This is a genomic window from Zunongwangia sp. L-65, assembly GCF_056859415.1.
Genome location: NZ_JBSXOK010000064.1, coordinates 1 through 17,307 on the forward strand (window position 1 = coordinate 1; position 17,307 = coordinate 17,307).

Annotated in this window: 18 protein-coding genes and 1 other RNA gene; 9 read left to right on the forward strand and 10 right to left on the reverse strand. The window is 34.7% G+C overall.

Translation table 11 applies throughout. The features are described 5' to 3' along the window. Positions 1-330 precede the first annotated feature (330 nt). Positions 331-762, reverse strand: coding sequence for a DUF4268 domain-containing protein (locus AC13DP_RS11530; protein WP_483067853.1), 432 nt, complete (start codon positions 760-762; stop codon positions 331-333). Positions 763-764: 2 nt separating this feature from the next. Then, entirely contained in the window at positions 765-1,433 is a 669-nt protein-coding gene (locus AC13DP_RS11535) for a ZIP family metal transporter (protein WP_013071278.1), read from the reverse strand. A 144-nt stretch (positions 1,434-1,577) separates the two neighbouring features. Here AC13DP_RS11535 and AC13DP_RS11540 point away from each other — a divergent pair, with 144 nt between their 5' ends. Then, complete coding sequence (locus AC13DP_RS11540; protein ID WP_339811422.1) at positions 1,578-2,735, forward strand: THUMP domain-containing class I SAM-dependent RNA methyltransferase; 1,158 nt, start codon at positions 1,578-1,580, stop codon at positions 2,733-2,735. A 235-nt stretch (positions 2,736-2,970) separates the two neighbouring features. On the opposite strand, the gene AC13DP_RS11545 is transcribed toward AC13DP_RS11540, so the two are convergent. The 3 genes from AC13DP_RS11545 to rlmD are packed head-to-tail and all read right to left on the reverse strand — an operon-like array spanning position 2,971 to position 5,725. After that, the gene (locus tag AC13DP_RS11545; RefSeq protein ID WP_013071281.1) at positions 2,971-3,720 is read right to left on the reverse strand and encodes a DUF6048 family protein; all 750 of its coding nucleotides are present in this window, start codon (positions 3,718-3,720) and stop codon (positions 2,971-2,973) included. After that, complete coding sequence (locus tag AC13DP_RS11550; protein ID WP_339811425.1) at positions 3,720-4,316, reverse strand: DUF6452 family protein; 597 nt, start codon at positions 4,314-4,316, stop codon at positions 3,720-3,722. Before AC13DP_RS11550 ends, AC13DP_RS11545 begins: the two co-directional genes overlap by 1 nt. Then, positions 4,316-5,725: a 23S rRNA (uracil(1939)-C(5))-methyltransferase RlmD gene (gene rlmD / locus AC13DP_RS11555; RefSeq protein ID WP_339811427.1), complete on the reverse strand. Its 1,410-nt coding sequence runs from the start codon at positions 5,723-5,725 to the stop codon at positions 4,316-4,318. Before rlmD ends, AC13DP_RS11550 begins: the two co-directional genes overlap by 1 nt. 166 nt (positions 5,726-5,891) lie before the next feature. On the opposite strand from rlmD, the gene rocD reads away from it, so the two are divergent. Continuing rightward, the gene (gene rocD, locus AC13DP_RS11560) at positions 5,892-7,136 is read left to right on the forward strand and encodes an ornithine--oxo-acid transaminase (RefSeq protein ID WP_339811429.1); all 1,245 of its coding nucleotides are present in this window, start codon (positions 5,892-5,894) and stop codon (positions 7,134-7,136) included. A gap of 72 nt (positions 7,137-7,208) precedes the next feature. On the opposite strand, the gene AC13DP_RS11565 is transcribed toward rocD, so the two are convergent. The 3 genes from AC13DP_RS11565 to AC13DP_RS11575 all read right to left on the reverse strand — a co-directional run bounded on the left by AC13DP_RS11565 (position 7,209) and on the right by AC13DP_RS11575 (position 9,633). Then, positions 7,209-7,415, reverse strand: coding sequence for a CCC motif membrane protein (locus tag AC13DP_RS11565; RefSeq protein WP_339811431.1), 207 nt, complete (start codon positions 7,413-7,415; stop codon positions 7,209-7,211). 129 nt (positions 7,416-7,544) lie between these two features. Next, positions 7,545-7,826: a DUF2752 domain-containing protein gene (locus tag AC13DP_RS11570; protein ID WP_041578799.1), complete on the reverse strand. Its 282-nt coding sequence runs from the start codon at positions 7,824-7,826 to the stop codon at positions 7,545-7,547. A gap of 19 nt (positions 7,827-7,845) precedes the next feature. Continuing rightward, a complete protein-coding gene (locus AC13DP_RS11575; RefSeq protein ID WP_483067854.1) occupies positions 7,846-9,633 on the reverse strand; it encodes a T9SS type A sorting domain-containing protein in 1,788 nt (595 codons plus the stop codon). 91 nt (positions 9,634-9,724) lie between these two features. Here AC13DP_RS11575 and AC13DP_RS11580 point away from each other — a divergent pair, with 91 nt between their 5' ends. Together AC13DP_RS11580 and AC13DP_RS11585 are read left to right on the forward strand one after the other, a co-directional pair. Continuing rightward, on the forward strand, positions 9,725-9,934 hold the full coding sequence (locus tag AC13DP_RS11580; protein WP_013071288.1) for a hypothetical protein: 210 nt from the start codon (positions 9,725-9,727) through the stop codon (positions 9,932-9,934). Beyond that, positions 9,934-10,488: a Smr/MutS family protein gene (locus AC13DP_RS11585; RefSeq protein WP_347406686.1), complete on the forward strand. Its 555-nt coding sequence runs from the start codon at positions 9,934-9,936 to the stop codon at positions 10,486-10,488. Before AC13DP_RS11580 ends, AC13DP_RS11585 begins: the two co-directional genes overlap by 1 nt. A gap of 113 nt (positions 10,489-10,601) precedes the next feature. On the opposite strand, the gene AC13DP_RS11590 is transcribed toward AC13DP_RS11585, so the two are convergent. Then, positions 10,602-11,627, reverse strand: coding sequence for a hypothetical protein (locus AC13DP_RS11590; protein ID WP_347406687.1), 1,026 nt, complete (start codon positions 11,625-11,627; stop codon positions 10,602-10,604). 89 nt (positions 11,628-11,716) lie between these two features. On the opposite strand from AC13DP_RS11590, the gene AC13DP_RS11595 reads away from it, so the two are divergent. Further along, positions 11,717-12,865 (forward strand): cysteine desulfurase family protein, encoded by a 1,149-nt coding sequence (locus AC13DP_RS11595; RefSeq protein ID WP_013071291.1) that lies wholly within the window; start codon positions 11,717-11,719, stop codon positions 12,863-12,865. Positions 12,866-12,978: 113 nt separating this feature from the next. On the opposite strand, the gene AC13DP_RS11600 is transcribed toward AC13DP_RS11595, so the two are convergent. Then, positions 12,979-14,673: a M23 family metallopeptidase gene (locus AC13DP_RS11600; RefSeq protein WP_483067855.1), complete on the reverse strand. Its 1,695-nt coding sequence runs from the start codon at positions 14,671-14,673 to the stop codon at positions 12,979-12,981. Positions 14,674-14,856: 183 nt separating this feature from the next. Between AC13DP_RS11600 and AC13DP_RS11605 the strand changes: the two genes are divergently transcribed. The 4 genes from AC13DP_RS11605 to rny all read left to right on the forward strand — a co-directional run bounded on the left by AC13DP_RS11605 (position 14,857) and on the right by rny (position 17,251). Next, a complete protein-coding gene (locus AC13DP_RS11605; protein ID WP_347406689.1) occupies positions 14,857-15,147 on the forward strand; it encodes a hypothetical protein in 291 nt (96 codons plus the stop codon). Positions 15,148-15,153: 6 nt separating this feature from the next. Further along, positions 15,154-15,447, forward strand: coding sequence for a cell division protein ZapA (locus tag AC13DP_RS11610; protein ID WP_041579872.1), 294 nt, complete (start codon positions 15,154-15,156; stop codon positions 15,445-15,447). 53 nt (positions 15,448-15,500) lie between these two features. Continuing rightward, a non-coding RNA gene (ssrS, locus tag AC13DP_RS11615) (6S RNA) lies at positions 15,501-15,618 on the forward strand. A gap of 49 nt (positions 15,619-15,667) precedes the next feature. Continuing rightward, entirely contained in the window at positions 15,668-17,251 is a 1,584-nt protein-coding gene (gene rny, locus AC13DP_RS11620; RefSeq protein ID WP_347406690.1) for a ribonuclease Y, read from the forward strand. Positions 17,252-17,307 lie beyond the last annotated feature (56 nt).

Sequence of the window (17,307 nt, forward strand, 5' to 3'; positions counted from 1 at the left end):
GTCCGGTTAGATCAAAATGGGTGATTAATAATTCTGGTAATAATATCTTGAGTAGGTCTATATATGGATCCAATGCTTCCTGTTTAGAAAACAAAAATCTAATTAATATTTCAATTCACACACAACTTTTGAGAATGATCCTAAAATCGTATCTAGACATTTTACTGTAATCGTTGCTTATTTTTAAAAGACGTATTATAAGAATACTAGTAGTTTATAATATTTGAAACGTCTATTTGGTATAGAAAGGAGGATATGATGATTTGTCAAGCCTTTTTGGAAAAAGTACACTTGAAGTTAGTAAAATTAAGGCTATACTGATGTTGTTGATTAAGAAGTAATAAAGTCTTTGAACTGCAACCAGAATAATTCTAATTGATGCATATTTTCATCGAAGAAGGCTTTTACTTTTGGCCAATCTTTTTTATTATTAATACTAACTTTTTCGTTTAAGAGCACATATACTCTGGAAACTATTTTGCCTTCTGGTAATTCAAATTCTTCGTCTAAAATAACTTCTGGTAGGTATTCGGATTTTAAAATTGTCCTTAAGGATTGAATTTTTTCAAAGTAATAAGCTTGGATGAGTTCATCTTCAGCATCAATATCTAAAGATACCATCGCTTTTTTTCGATCAAAAGAAAATTTGAATTGTATTTCTTTAATCTTGGTATTATACAGTATCCATTTTCTGGAATATTCTTGTCCAAAGCTCGTCCAAAACTCTTCTTTTATTCTTTTACTTTCTTCTTTACTAAACATGGCTACATAAAATAGGCTAATATAATTCCTAATATAATAACACCTAATTTGGATGCGTTAAACTTATGGTTTTTAGAAGCTTCAAATAAAATAGTAGTAGATATATGAAGAAAAACACCAATCACAATTGCATTTAAATAGGCTGCATAAGTTTGTATAAATTCAAATTGTAATTTTAGCCAGCTTCCTAAAGGCGTCATTAAAGCGAAAAGTAATAAAAATAAAAATGCCTTAATATTACCAATTTTAGAGTTAAATAAAAAGATACTTAATATCGCTGCTACTGGTATTTTATGAATAGCCACCCCATATAGTAAATGAGAACTTTCATTTAAAGGAAATCCTTCCAGTAAAGAATGAATGCCTAAGCTTACCAGTAACATCAAGGGGAATTGTTGAGTATTTGGGTTGTGGTGCATATGGCCATGTTCGAGCCCTTTCGATATAAACTCCAAAATAATTTGAAATAATAATCCCAGTAGTATAAAAACTCCGATTTCTTTGCCGCTATGCTCATAGACCTCAGGAAGCAATTCAAATACAGTCACTGACAATAGATAAGCACCACTAAAGGAAAGCAATAATTTAAAAGTGCTTGAAGAAGAAGGTTTTAAAAATTTTGCAATTAAATAACCAATAAGAACTGCTAAAAGCGGTAAAATAAATATCATTAAATAGTACTGTTAATTTAGGCTTTAGTTAGTCGGTTGTTTTATAAAATTATTTCAGTTGAAATTATTTTTTTAACCAATTAAGCTTGGGTTATTAATTGCTGCGAAAATAACGTAATTTTGCCACTCTTTAAAAAGATGATTATGGAAGGTAATTTTAAAATGATCGCTAAGACTTTCTTTGGTTTTGAGCCCATATTAGCAAAGGAGCTAAGAGATCTTGGTGCGATGGATGTAAAGGAAGGCAATAGAATGGTTAGTTTTGTAGGTGATAAGGGGTTTATGTATAAAGCAAACCTTTGTTTACGTACCGCCATAAAAATTTTAAAGCCTTTCGCTGGTTTTAAAGTATTTTCTGAAGAGGATTTATATCAAAATATAAAAAGATTGGATTGGGATGCTGTTTTGGACGTTAACGGCAGTCTTGCAGTTGATGCTACATTACATTCAGAGGTTTTTACCCATTCAAAATACATATCCCTGAAAACTAAGGATGCTATTGTAGATCGTTATAGAGAGAAATACGGTGCCAGGCCGAATGTTGACCTAAAGTTCCCTAGTCTTCGGGTAAATATTCATATCGAAAAAACATGGTGTAATGTATCTTTAGATACCAGTGGGGATTCTTTGCATAAAAGGGGATACCGTACGGCAACAAATATAGCTCCTATTAATGAGATTCTTGCTGCGGGGATGATATTGAAATCAGGATGGCAGGGACAATGTGATTTTCTTGATCCCATGTGTGGTAGTGGTACTATTCCTATTGAAGCTGCTATGATCGCCTGTAATATTCCCGCTAATATAAACCGTAAAGAATTTGGTTTTGAGCGTTGGAAGGATTGGGATGAAGATTTATTTGAAAAGATCGAAGCTTCCAGTCTTAAGAAAGTAAAGGATTTCCATTTTGAAATCGTAGGATATGATAAAGCACCATCTGCAGTTGAAAAAGCTAAGGATAATGTGAAGAATGCTAATCTTACCGAATTTATAAAAATAGAAAGAGTGGATTTTTGTGAAACTGAAAAAAGAAATGATCGCCACTTGCATATGGTATTTAATCCTCCATACGGAGAAAGGTTACAGGTGAATATTGCTGAATTTTATAAAAAAATAGGAGATACGTTGAAGCAAAACTATCCAGGTACACAAGCATGGTTTATAACCTCAGAAGATGAAGCAATGAAAAATGTTGGATTGAGACCATCTAGAAAAGTAAAGATGTTTAATGGGGGCTTGGAATCTCGTTTTTTGAAATATGAAATTTATGAGGGATCGAAAAAACGAAAAAAACAACTTTAAATATGTGCCAATTGAGCGAATTGACGGTTTACAATCTCTGGACTCTAGGAGCGTAAATTAAATATAAATTCACCCAAACTATTAAGATTGTTTAGAAAAATCTATATTTAATAATCAATGCTAGGATAGTATCCAAACTATGATTAAATGGATAAGCTATGATTAGAATGAATAGATTTTAAAAACAATTTTAATTTTCAAGTCAATGTCTTATAGACTGGTCCTAATAAATAATTTAATTTTTTGCTTTTTTGAATATTGGAATCAGGTAAGAGATGGAATATCCATAGCCAATTCCGAAATTACTTTCGTCGAAGGTACGACCAAAGCCAGGTATGGTAAGATTGTCAAAGCCATCAGGTGTAGTTTGGCTTAGTCTACGTTTTAATTGCACATTAGCTGATAAAAATAAATTTTTAAGCACTTCAACTTTAAATCCGGCCATTAATTCGATCCAACTGGCATTTAATCCAGAGGCTTTCGAGCCATCGATTCTTATATCATCTCCAAAATAATTATTGGTAGTATAGATTTGGTATTCTTCAAGATCCTGGCTAAAAGTAGAGAAACCGTATCTCAAACCTGCAAAAACAATGTTTTGCATTCCTTCCCAGTTTTCGTAAGCATTATAATTTGCTCCAATCTTAACGAAGCTTCCAGATGATGAAACTTTAATATAATCTTCACCAAAAGGCAGGGTTTCGTTACCAATTTCAGCAGCTAAGTAGTAATTTTTATAAATGCGCATATCAGCTTCTAGCATAAAGCCGGTATAGTCATCATCAAGAACGGTTCTGGCTAATTTGCTTAGGTCTATACCCACTCTTAAACCATATTTTTCTTTATAAACGGTATCTTTTTTAGTCTCCAAAGCTATTGGTTCTTCCTGATTTTGTGCAAATAAGGAATCAGTGCTTATAGAAAAGAATATGGTGCTAAATACTAAAGCCGTTTTTATATAATTTCGGGATATTTTTTTAAGCATTAATCAAAAAATATATTTAAATGTGCAGTAGGCACATCTTCATTGTCATCATTATCCTCATCGTCATTTTCAAAATTGTCTGTGGTAATGTTATTTGTTAGAAATCTCATACGACTAATCCATCGGCCATCTTCCCCACCTTCAATGATGTAATCTATATTTAAATAATTCACCTTAAAAGAACAGGCTCGATTTATATATTCTTCTTCAGGGTCGTATGTAAATTCTATAATGTCGGTATTGGTTTCAAGATTATTATCTTCATTTTCTATGATCTCTCCATTTTCATTATAAGCAGGCCCATTATAAATAAATTCATATTTTGTAGAATTTTGGCCTGTTTTCAGTGGAATACGGATGCTTTGGCTATTTACCCGATATAATAGCATATCTAAAGTATCCCTGCCTACTTCACGCACGGTAAGGTTTACAGAGGTTCTAGGTTCGTTTTGGGCATTATTTGCGTAAAAATTAATGACCAACATGGGCGTAGTATCTACCGTTTCTGGGCAAATATCATCTCTTTGGCATCCTGCAAAGATTAAAAGGCTTAAAAAGCCTAGAATAAATTGTTTTTTTTGAATGATAAATTTCATTATTTTCTTTCTAAACATACCACATTTTCAACATGAAATGTTTGTGGGAACATATCAACGGGCTGTACCTTTGTAACTTTGTAATATTCGTCCAGCAAAGCTAAATCTCTAGCCTGGGTTGCCGAATTACAACTAACGTAAACAATTTTTTTAGGTAAAATATTTATAATTTGCGCAACAACGTCTTTATGCATCCCATCACGTGGTGGATCTGTTATAATAACGTCTGGATGGCCATGTTTATTGATAAAGTTTTGAGTAAAAACTTTTTTCATGTCTCCGGCAAAGAATTTGGTGTTCGTAATACCATTTCTTTTTGCGTTTTCAATTGCATCGCTAATGGCTTCGGGAACAGCTTCAACACCAATTACCTCTTTGGCATTTTTGGCTACAAATTGTGCAATCGTTCCTGTACCGGTGTAAAGGTCGTAAACAAGTTCTTCCCCTTTAAGACCGGCAAATTCTCTTGTAATTTTATAAAGTTCGTAGGCCTGTGCAGAGTTAGTTTGATAGAATGATTTGGCATTGATCTTAAATGTGAGCCCCTCCATTTCCTCAAAAATATGGTCTCTACCTTTATAGCAAATTACCTCCTGATCATAAATAGTGTCATTTCCTTTATTGTTGATTACATACTGTAAAGAAGTAATTTCAGGAAATTCTTCCGCAACCGCATTTAATAATAGCTTTCTAACTGCTTTATTTTCTTCGAAAAACTGAATAAGGACCATGATTTCCCCGGTGCTTGATGTTCTAATCATCAATGTACGTAGAAGTCCGTTTTGCGCTCTGGTATTAAAAAAGGGAATTTCGTTTTGAGTCGCAAATATTTTTACAAAATTTCTAATAGCATTGCTTGGATCTTCCTGAAGGTGGCACTTCTTTATGTCTAAGATTTTATCCCACATTCCAGGAATATGGAATCCAAGTGCATTTTTATCTTCAAAATCTTTACCACTTTGAATTTCTTCTAATGTTAACCACCTACTGTCACTAAAAGAAAACTCCATTTTATTTCGATAAAAATAGATTTCTTTACTACCTAAAATAGGCGTGATTTCAGGCAATTCTATTTTACCCAGTCGCTTAAGGTTATTGGTTACTTCCTGTTGTTTGTAATCGAGTTGATATTTATAATCCATAAACTGCCATTTGCACCCCCCGCAGGTACCAAAATGTTGGCAAACGGGTTCTACCCTTTTATCAGAATACGAATGAAAATTAACGGCAGTCCCTTCAAAATAGGACTTTCGTTTTTTTGTAGTTTGGACATCGATAACATCACCAGGGACTGCATTATTTACAAAAATAACACGACCATCTGGTGATTTCGCAATACTTTTACCCTTAGCACCGGCATCTACAACTTCAACAGCTTCAAAAAGCTTATTTTTATTCATTCTTCCCATACCGCAAAAATAGAATAATTGCAGGATTAAAGGTAGGGGTCTCTAAAAAAATCAGTAAACATTTAGTAAATTGCGAAAACATTAAAAATGGATGATTTCTCTCCTAATCTGTAAAAGCAGAACAAGAAGGAATTGCAGATATTAATGAATAAAATTTGAAAAAGGAATGGCATTAACAAAAATCAATTCATCACAACAAGCTATCGAATTAGAAGATAAGCATGGGGCGCATAATTATCATCCGTTACCAGCTGTTTTAAGCAAAGGAGAAGGTGTGCATGTTTGGGATGTTGAAGGGAAAAAATATTATGATTTTCTTTCGGCCTATTCAGCAGTGAATCAGGGGCACTGTCATCCCAAAATTGTAGCAGCTTTAAATGATCAGGCAGCTACTTTAACCTTAACCTCAAGAGCATTTCATAATGATGTTTTGGGACCATTTGAAGAGTATGCTACAGAATATTTTGGCTTTGATAAGTTATTACCAATGAATACCGGAGCTGAAGCCGTAGAAACTGCTATTAAATTAGCCAGAAAATGGGCTTACGAAACTAAAGGTGTTAAAGAAACGGAAGCTGAGATCATTGTTTGTGAAAATAACTTCCACGGAAGAACGACCACTATAATATCATTTTCTAATGATGAGGATGCCAGAAAGAATTTTGGCCCTTACACGCCAGGTTTTCAGAAAATACCTTATGATAATATTGATGCTTTAGAGAAAGCATTAAATGAGAATAATAACATTGCGGGATTTTTAGTAGAACCTATTCAGGGAGAAGCAGGGGTTTATGTGCCATCTCAAGGTTTTTTAAAGCGCGCTAAAGCGCTTTGTGAAAAACACAACGTGCTTTTTATTGCTGATGAAGTTCAAACCGGTATTGCAAGAACAGGGAAATTATTAGCTGTAGATCACGAAGAGGTAAAACCTGATATTCTTATTCTAGGAAAGGCAATTTCAGGCGGAGTATATCCTGTTTCAGCAGTTTTAGCAAATAATAATGTTATGGATGTTATCAAGCCGGGACAGCATGGGTCAACTTTTGGAGGGAATCCGCTAGCTTGTGCAGTTGCACATGCTGCTTTAGAGGTGATTAAAGAAGAAAAATTAGCAGAAAATGCGGAGAAATTAGGAGGATTATTCCGTAGACTCTTAGATGATTATATTAGAACTTCCAATATTGTGGAGTTAGTTAGGGGTAAAGGGCTTTTAAATGCAATTGTAATAAACGATACTCCAGATAGCTCTACTGCTTGGGATATTTGTATGGCTTTAAAAGAAAATGGTCTTTTAGCTAAACCTACACATGGAAATATTATACGTTTTGCACCACCTTTAGTGATGGACGAAGAGCAACTAAAGGATTGTGTGGAAATTATTACCAAAACGTTAAAAGCTTTTGAAAGATAGAAAGCAAGTCATAAAACCTAAAATCCCCGGAGTTACCGGGGATTTTAAGTTTATATATTGTTCAGGCTTTTTTTAAAATCCTGATCCGTATATTTCTCTTTGCATTTCCATAAGACCTTCTATACCTCCGGCGGTGATAATCATGATGATTGAAGAAATAAATGAAAGTGCACTTAGTACTAAACCGATAATTCCTAAAATCCGGCCAGTTTTTACATTTTCATATCCTGTATATAGTTCAGGATTCGCGTAATAAAGCTCTTTTGCTTTATTCGACAACAATGGCTAGAATCCCAAACACGATCCCGAATAGGCCATAACAGCAACAGCCTATAATTGACAGCATTCCAAAGATTAAAATTATAAAATTAAGGTAGAATTAGGTAGTTTCTCTTTCATGATATTGCATTAATTGGTTAGGTTATAAAATTGTATCATTTTAAAAATATACGAAATTATCATTATCGATGCGTTTAAAATAATAAAGGCGATTTTAATTTTAAAATCGCCTTTAAATTTAAACTTAATATTTATAATTAAAAATATTGCAAAGATTACCAGAGTATAAATGGCAGGATACATTAAAAATGCTTCTCTAAAATTTCCCTGAAAAAGTAATATAGCAGCTCTTTGGCCTCCACAGCCGTAACAATCTATGCCCAACAATGTTTTGTTAAGGCATGGAAGCATATATTCTTCGTAACCCGTATTAATTTTTAACTGTAATTTTCTTTGTTACTGTTCTATTATCTGCGGTTTTGATTTGAACGATGTAAATGGCATCCATCAAATTAGTGGTAGAAAAGCTCAATTCCTTTTCTAAAGTGGAGATATCCTGGTTAATTACTGCGCCTGCATTCAAATTATATACAGCTACATGTTTTACTTTTACATCTTTTGGTACAACAATCTGTAAACGACCTTCATTATTATTTTGAAAAATATCGATAGAAGCTACAAAAGTCTCTTCTTCTTTAGTTTCCTGAATCTTTTCTTCTTCAGTAGGCTGGTCATTTTCAAAAGCAATAAAGAAGCGATCTTTAAAATCTCCGTTTAATTGTAGCTTGTAATGCTCTTTTTTAATATCGGTATATCTATTATTTTCAGAATCATAAAGATAAATATTTTCATTATCAAGGAAATCTGTAGTGTCAATAGAAAAATCGACTTCCATTTCACTTACGGTTACGATATTTAAAGGAATCATTTTTGAACGATCAAAGGGTAAAACGTTGATCATATATTCCTTTTCTTCAATATTAAAAGAAGCATCACTGGCCAGTTTTCCAAACATTGGTGCGTCCATAGCTTTATCTGGTCCAACGGTAGCATTCTCATTAAAAGCTACCAAAAGTTGTCTGGTATAGGTGTCATTAAGATTAACATTCAATCTAATTTTTACCGCTTCATCATTTTTAATAATTACAGAGGAGTTAGTGCTCCCGGTTTCAGCTGATTTCTCACGTAATTTTATAGCTGTATTGGGATCATAGATACGATGACTATTCTTAAATGTCACGGTTCCTCCTGTAGCATTACCAATAACGTTAAAGCCCGCGCCAATTGGTAGATACTTTACATTATATTTAGCTCCACTTTCGCCAGCATTTCCAATCACATTTCCAGATTGATTGGCATACTTTTTAAAAATGGCGGGAACGTAACCTCCTGCTCCCGGTGAATAGGCTCCATAGCCTCCCTCGTAATCTTTTAAATAATGCGATTTTCCATTAGCCTCGCTATCCCAAAAATAAGCAATGCCAGTAATATCATTATCCGGATCTTTTAGAAATGCATCAAGATCTATAGCCGAAGGATAAGGGTTACCTACCAATATTGATTTATTTGGGTCGATGTTTAAGGTAATATTTCCATTATTTGGAATACCTCGAAAATCATATCTTTGAGCGCTTCCCGGATTGTTTTTTACTCCATCAATTGTGGTATTGTCAGTGCCATTTGTTCCTTTCATAGAGAAACCCAATCCTGCTGCAAGTTGATTAATATTATTCCCAATATGCTGCCATGAATTATAGCCTAGACCAGAAAATTTGTAAATCCAACGAGAAGATATGGTTAACGGGTTGGCGGAACCATTGAGATTAGAAGTTATTTGAACAGGTCTACTTATTGTTTTGTCTATAGGTTCGTATAAAATTTGATTCAGTTTTTTACCGGTGGTTACTACCGGCATTCCCCAATAATTATAATCAAAAGCATTTGAAGTCCCCTCCTGGAAAACAGAAAGATAACCATCTCCAGAATTATCTATATCGTCTCCCTGTAGCAATTGTGCTTTACTTCTTAGATATATGCTCGCTTCTGTAGATGAATTATTATTTTTTTCAAGGTTTATTCCTTTAGTGACAAATAATATTTCATTATTCACATATACATAACTATCTTCCCCATCCGGAGATGGAGAAACACTTAAATCTACCTGAGCGTTTAGAAATAGGGGAAAGATTAATACAAAGAATATGTAATATTGCTTCATAATTAAATTAATTTTGTATACAAAAATACTTCAATTTTTGATTTAATGGTCTAAATATTTTAAATTTTAGACAAAAGGTTTTAAAAATAAGATGAAAAAGAATAGTTCGCAAATACTTAATACTCTTGTCATTATAGTTGGGGCAGCGGTTTTGATTTATGGAATGTCTGTAGAAGACAATTCGCCATATGCAAAGATTATCGGACTGGTAATTTTAATGTTTGGTTTATACAGAGCCACTCAATACTGGTCGGCTACTAAAGATGATTATAAAAAAGATCAAGAAAATGAGAATGACTAATGGAATTTAGAATAGGGGATATTGTTCAGGTAATAGATGATGATATTGAAGGTAAAATTATTGAAATACTTGACAGTAATATATGGATTGAAACTTCAGATGGTTTTTCTATGAAATTTCAGTTGAAAGATTTGGTGAAAATACAGAAAGAAACAGAACCTTTGCTAATTGTGGAGAAGGAAACTATAGCGGAGGCACTTCAGGAGAAAGAACATTTCAGAAAAAACAGGAAACGTACTTTCAGTAAAAAGAAAGAAAAACAGGCTCCGCCCATGGAAGTCGATTTACATATCGAAAAATTGGTTCCCTACCTAAAAGGCTTGTCAAATCATGATATTCTTACTAAACAAATAGATACCGCAAGAGGACAATTAGAGTTTGCCATTCGAAAAAGAATCCAGAAAATTGTTTTTATTCACGGAGTAGGTGAAGGGGTTTTAAAGGCTGAACTTGAGTATCTTTTTAGTAGGTATGACAATGTTAAGTTTTACGATGCCGATTATCAAAGATATGGATTAGGAGCTACTGAAGTTTATATTTTCCAGAATTCCTAATCCACTCTTTAAAAATATTTTACTCGATAATCAAGAGTAAATGTTGCAATCCCAATGGTTGCTGTGATGTCTTGCAAAAAAATATAATAAATGCCTAATTGCTTTTAGGAAATTTACTCTACTTCGGTTTCGGTATCACTGTCTTCTTCAGAATCTATATTTGTTTGGTAGATTATGTTGTATGAGGAGGTAAAGCTTCCCATATTAAAAGCGACATTGGTGTTGATATCTGGCGAATTACCATCACGGTCTATTAAACTAAAACCAGAAATTCTCACTTCAGTAACTATGTTACGCTGAATTCTGTTAGGAATATAAGTTGGATTCTCTCCATTTCGTTGGAAATCTTTATTTAAGTAATCGGGAATCCCGTCTTGTTGCTGGTAAATCAATGGGTTTAAATATTGCCCTTCATCTAAATTTTCCAGGTCATTATCGTTTACTTCATTACGTGTGGGTACACCATCCCCATCATCATCGGTATCCAGATAATCTGCTGTGCCGTCCCCATCAGTATCTAAAAAACCAAAATCTTTCCAGGATCCTTCTTCCGGATTTAGTTCATTTTCGGTAAGTACATTGTCCCCGTCGTCATCGATATCCAGATAATCTGGTATGCCATCTCCATCGGTATCCAGCATTTCTGCATCTGTAAGGTCAGGATCATAACCTTCTTTAATGTTAGGAATACCATCACCATCGGCGTCATCGGTGTCTTTGGAAACATCGCTGTAAGCTAATTTAATACTTACGATGCCCGCATCACCACTTGTAAATTCTTGCAAGACCTTAGGCTGGCTTGGCGGGATATTGGAGCAAAAATAAGAGTTCTCTATAGGTCCGTCGTAAATTCTGTATATAAGTTTATTATTGCCGCTTAAATTAAAAGTATATGCTGTATCTCGAACTTGCGTAATTAGTGCATTACTTACACTGTCGTTTATGGGGCCGGTGGCATCTAAAATAAGAGAAATACTTTCGTAAACACCATCGTTATTTATGGCATAAATCACTTTTTGGTCTAATCCGCAAACATTAAGTGTAGCATCCTCAATTTCAAAATCGGTCACCACAATATCTCCATCGTCACAAGAGAAAAACAAGAATACAAGGCTTAATATGCCTAATGTCTTTTTCATAAATAAGCTTTTGAACAAAAATAGAAGTTTTATAGATTTTCAACGGAGCTTCTTTAAATTTATTTTAAATAGCCTTATCTTTGCGCACCATGGAAAAAGTATATTTAGACTCTGCTGCCACAACCCAAATGCGTCCTGAGGTTATCACCAAGATAACTGAAGTGATGCAAGAAAATTATGGAAACCCTTCATCTACACATAGTTTTGGTCGTTCTGCTAAATCATTGATTGAGAGGGCTAGAAAAACAATCGCAAAACAGTTAAATGTGACCGCCGCTGAAATTATTTTTACTTCTGGCGGTACTGAAGCCGATAATCTTGCACTAAATAGTGCGGTTAGGGATTTGGGTGTTCGACGAATCATTACTTCGGAAATTGAACATCATGCTGTATTGTATTGCGTAAATCAGCTAAAAGATTGTTTTGATATAGAAGTTGAATATGTTAAACTTACCGCAGAGGGTGAAGTTGATCTAGAGGATTTAGGAAATCGTCTGGAACATTCAGATGTAAAAACTCTGGTAAGTTTAATGCATGTAAATAATGAAGTAGGGAATAAGCTTGATATTAAAAAAGTAGCCTTACTTTGTAAGCAAAACAATGCTCTATTTCATTCAGATACGGTACAATCTATAGGACATTATGAGTTGGATTTAAAAGAAATACCAGTAGATTTTACCGCGGTTAGCGCCCATAAATTTCATGGACCTAAAGGAGTAGGTTTTGCGTTTATAAGAAAAAATAGTGGCTTAAAACCGCTAATCTTTGGAGGGGAACAAGAGCGAGGTTATCGCGCCGGTACTGAGGGCTTGCATAATATTGTAGGTTTAGAGGAAGCATTTAAACTGGCCTATCAAAACCTTGAAGAAGAGAAGACCTATACGATGGCATTAAAATCTCATTTTATCGAATCGCTTAAAAAAGAAATTCCAGGAGTGAAATTTAATGGGAAATCTGGCGATTTAGATAAAAGTACGTATACGTTGATTAACGTAAACCTTCCTGTAAGTGAAGAAAAAGCTTTAATGCTCTTATTTCAATTAGACTTAAAAGGAATTGCCTGTTCTAAAGGTAGTGCATGCCAAAGTGGAAGTGATAAAGGATCTCATGTTTTAAATGCTTTTCTTCCAGAAGAAGATTTAAAAACGCCCTCAATCCGCTTTTCTTTTTCAAAATATAATACTAAAGAAGAGATTGATTACGTGGTAAAAACACTGAAGGAATTTATCGAATCTTAACTTGATAAGAGAGATAAAATGTCCAAAGTTTTGCCATATAGTAATTACTAATTAAAAGGCTTTAACTAAAAAACGCTTCGCAAATTGCGAAGCGTTTTTGTTATTTTACAGAATTAGTTTTTTCTAAAAAACTTCGCTTCGTAGGTGTTGATATTACCTACATTATCGGTAACGATCAATTTAAAGTTATTCTCGGTATCCGTTACCACGCCGTCGGTAAAATCATGCGTTAGGGTATTGTTTTTATATTCGTACTCCATTAAGATCCATTTGCCATTTACTGTAGCTCTAAAACTCTGGATCCCGCTTAAATCATCGCTAATTTTTACCTGTAAATTAGTGTTGCCTGAAATCCATTGTCCGTCTTTAAAATTTACCGGGCGTATAGAAGGCGGGTTCACATCTGAAACCAGGGTGTACTCTCCAAAAGTTCGTGTGCCGGTGGTAAAACGTGAGGGTTTTTTATAAGTTGTTGAATAACTTGGGCGCCCGTAAGCATTTAATCTTGCGATAAACATTTTTTCTTTTTGTGCCGTAGGGATATCGCTTACGTCAAAACCAATGGTGATATTTTTATGTAGCGGGACATCATCATGATGAACTTTTACGGTATCGCCCATAAATTCGATATCTAAAAATGTATCGTAATACAAAGCATTTTTAGGAATATAAATGTCGATTCCATTTTCTTCAATAGAGAAAGTTTGATTATAACTGGTAAAATAATCGGTTTTTTCTTCATCTTTTGGTGTGATATTGCCAGAGAAACTTCCTTTTATAGGAATTCTAATCGTTTTAGAATTTCCTTTAAAATCGGTGACCTGCACGACATAATTATAATCCAGCCCATCTTCAATTTCTAATTTTCCTTCGTTTACAACGCTGTTGTAAATACTTAAGGGGTTGTTAGCTTCTTTAAATAATTTCTGAACTCTTTTGCGGTGATTCGAGTAATATTCATAATCGATAAGAAAATTTAGATATCTGCTTTCTGCAAAAGAAAATCGTCGAAAATCCAGATTTATCACCGGGCTCCCGTTCAGGCTGGCCTCAATTTTATACACGCCGTTTTTATTGGGAGCCAAACTTTTTTGATCTACCGTAGAAATACCGAAGCCAATTTCTCCACAGGCTTCAACACTATTAGTTGTATATGAGCCATCATTTTGGGGTATCAAACGTAATTTTTGTCGTTTAGCCGAATTATTTACATGAGCTTCTCTTCCGATAGGGTAGGCAAACAATCCATCCACAATAGGATCCCGAGTATCCTGAATCTCGATGCCAAACATTTCAGGATTCATAGGTCGCTGGCTGCCATCGCGAATTTCAAAGTGAAGATGGGGGCCACCGCTACCACCGGTATTTCCGCTATAAGCGATAACTTCACCCTGCTCAACCGATAATTCACCGGCTTCGGGAAATAATTCAATTTCATACGACTCTTTATTATATTGTCGTTCCTTTAGATATTCTTCGATTTTTGGCGCCAGTTTTTTTAGATGCCCGTAAACGGTGGTATAGCCATTAGGATGTTGTACGTACAATGCCTTGCCATAGCCGTAGTGCTGAATTTTGATTCGGCTTATAAAGCCTTTTGCTGAAGCTTTAACCTCTAATCCCTGGCGTCCCTGGGTTTTGACATCTAATCCGGCATGAAAATGATTAGATCTTAACTCCCCAAAAGTACCTGACAAGATGAGCGGGATATCTAAGGGATCTTTAAAATAATCCTGTGGAACATTATCTATCTGTGCATTTGCTATCAAAGAAAATACACCGAAAAAAAGGCTGAAAAATCGCTTCATATATCGTCAAAAATCATTAAATTCTACTGGTGTAAAGGTAATCAAACTTCGTGCAAAATTAAACCGCTATAATTTAGAAAGTTAGACTTTATAAGGCTTAAAAAAGAAAAATGAAATAAAAAATCATTGCAAATTTAAAACGGTATGTTAACTTTGTAAGGATTAGTATCGAGTTTGACTTTTATGAGCGAGATCACCGAAATAGTTGATAGCCTTGAGAATAGGATTAGTAAGTTGTTGCATCGGCACGAGTTGCTGAAGCAGGAAATGCAATCACTAGAACGGGAAATGACAGCGGTTGAATCTGAAAATACATGGTTAAAAGGACAATTGGAGAATTCTAACAACCAGATAAAAGATCTAAAAGCTGCAAACGCGATGCTTGGCAGTAATGATTATAAAAAGGAAACTAAGCTTAAAATAAATAGTCTTATTAGGGAGATCGATCAATGTATCGTTCAGTTATCTGAATAAATGTAGATGGAAGACAAGCTTAAAATAAAAATTTCGATTGCAGATAGGGTATATCCCTTAACGATCAATCCCAGACAAGAAGAAGGGTTAAGAAAGGCTGCAAAAAAAATCGAAGCCATGATTAAGCAATTTGAGCAAAGTTATGCTGTTAGGGATAAGCAGGATGTATTGGCTATGTGCGCTTTACAATTTGCCGCCCAAACAGAACAAAAAGATATAGATAAAAGTGAAGAAATGCAAGAAGCAGAAGACAAGTTAAGGTCACTTAACGAGTTATTGCAAAAGCATATGGCTTCATAAACGTTCTTTAAATAAAACTAAGGTTACTGCCTGTATTAGTTATTTTTTGATAAACTCAACAGATAATTCTTTAAAGAGGGTGAGTCTAAGTTGTAAAAGCGCGCCGTTCCCTTTTAGGGATTACGGATTCTTGATCAGCTTGTTAGCCCTAAACCTGATTTTAAGGAGTTTAAACAAAACATCTACTAATACAGGCTTTTTTTATATATAAACAACAAATATGGATATAGTATACGCGATAATTGGAGTATTAGTTGGTCTTGGTATTGGCTTTGCCATTGCCAAATCTTTAGAAAAGAAAAAAGCTTCAGGAACTATTCTGGAAGCCCAGAATAAAGCTGCCGGAATAATAAAAGAGGCAAAAAGCGAAGCCGAAAGTATTAAAAAAGATAAAATCCTTCAGGCTAAAGAAAAGTTTATTGAGCTAAAATCAGAGCATGAAAAAGTAATTCTTGCCAGAGATAAAAAGATTGGTGATGCTGAAAAGCGTACCCGTGATAAAGAATCTCAAGTTTCTAGCGAGCTTTCTAAAAACAAGAAATTAAATAAAGAATTAGAGAATAAGAGTAAGCAGCTGGATGATCAGATTGCAGATTACGAACATCGTACTGATTATTTAGAGAAGAAGCAGGAAGAGATTGATAAGTTGCACAGTAGTAAGGTGCAGCAATTAGAAGTAATTTCTGGTCTTTCTGCAGATGAGGCTAAATCGCAATTAGTAGAGAGTCTTAAGGAAGCAGCAAGAGCAGATGCGATGGCTTTGATTCAGGATACTATAGAAGAAGCTAAACTTACCGCACAGCAGGAAGCTAAAAAGATTATTATCAATACCATCCAGCGTATAGGGACAGAAGAAGCGGTAGAAAATTGCGTTTCTGTTTTTAATCTAGAAAGCGATGATGTTAAAGGAAGGATCATTGGTCGTGAAGGGCGAAATATTAGAGCCTTAGAAGCTGCCACGGGGGTAGAAATTATCGTAGATGATACTCCCGAAGCAATTATTCTTTCCTGTTTTGATTCGGTTAGAAGAGAAGTAGCACGTTTATCCTTACATAAACTCGTAACTGATGGTCGTATTCACCCTGCTCGTATTGAAGAGGTAGTAAAAAAGACTAAAAAACAAATCGAAGAAGAAATTATTGATATAGGAAAACGTACCGTAATTGATCTTGGTATTCATGGACTGCAACCAGAATTGATTAAAATGGTTGGTAGGATGAAGTATCGTTCTTCTTATGGCCAGAACCTCTTACAACACTCGCGTGAAGTAGCAAAACTTTGTGGGGTGATGGCAGCCGAATTAGGGATTAATCCTAAATTAGCGAAACGTGCCGGGCTGTTGCACGATATTGGTAAAGTTCCGGAAACTGAAACCGAAGTGCCTCATGCTATTTTAGGGATGCAATGGGCAGAGAAGCACGGAGAAAAACCAGAAGTTTGTAATGCTATTGGTGCTCACCACGACGAGATCGAAATGAATTCTTTATTATCTCCTATCGTTCAGGTTTGTGATGCGATTAGTGGCGCAAGACCGGGTGCAAGAAGACAGGTACTGGATTCTTATATTCAGCGTTTAAAAGATCTTGAAGAAATCGCTTTTGGTTTTGGTGGTGTTAAGAAGGCTTATGCTATCCAGGCGGGTAGAGAGCTTCGTGTGATCGTAGAGAGTGAAAAAGTAAATGACGAAAAGGCAAGTAATCTATCTTTTGAAATTTCCCAGAAAATACAAACCGATATGACCTATCCAGGTCAGGTTAAAGTGACGGTTATTCGTGAAACCAGAGCGGTAAATATTGCTAAATAGTTTTGAGCTAAAATGCAGCGAATATAGATTCTTAATAGGATTTAAGATTGGATAAA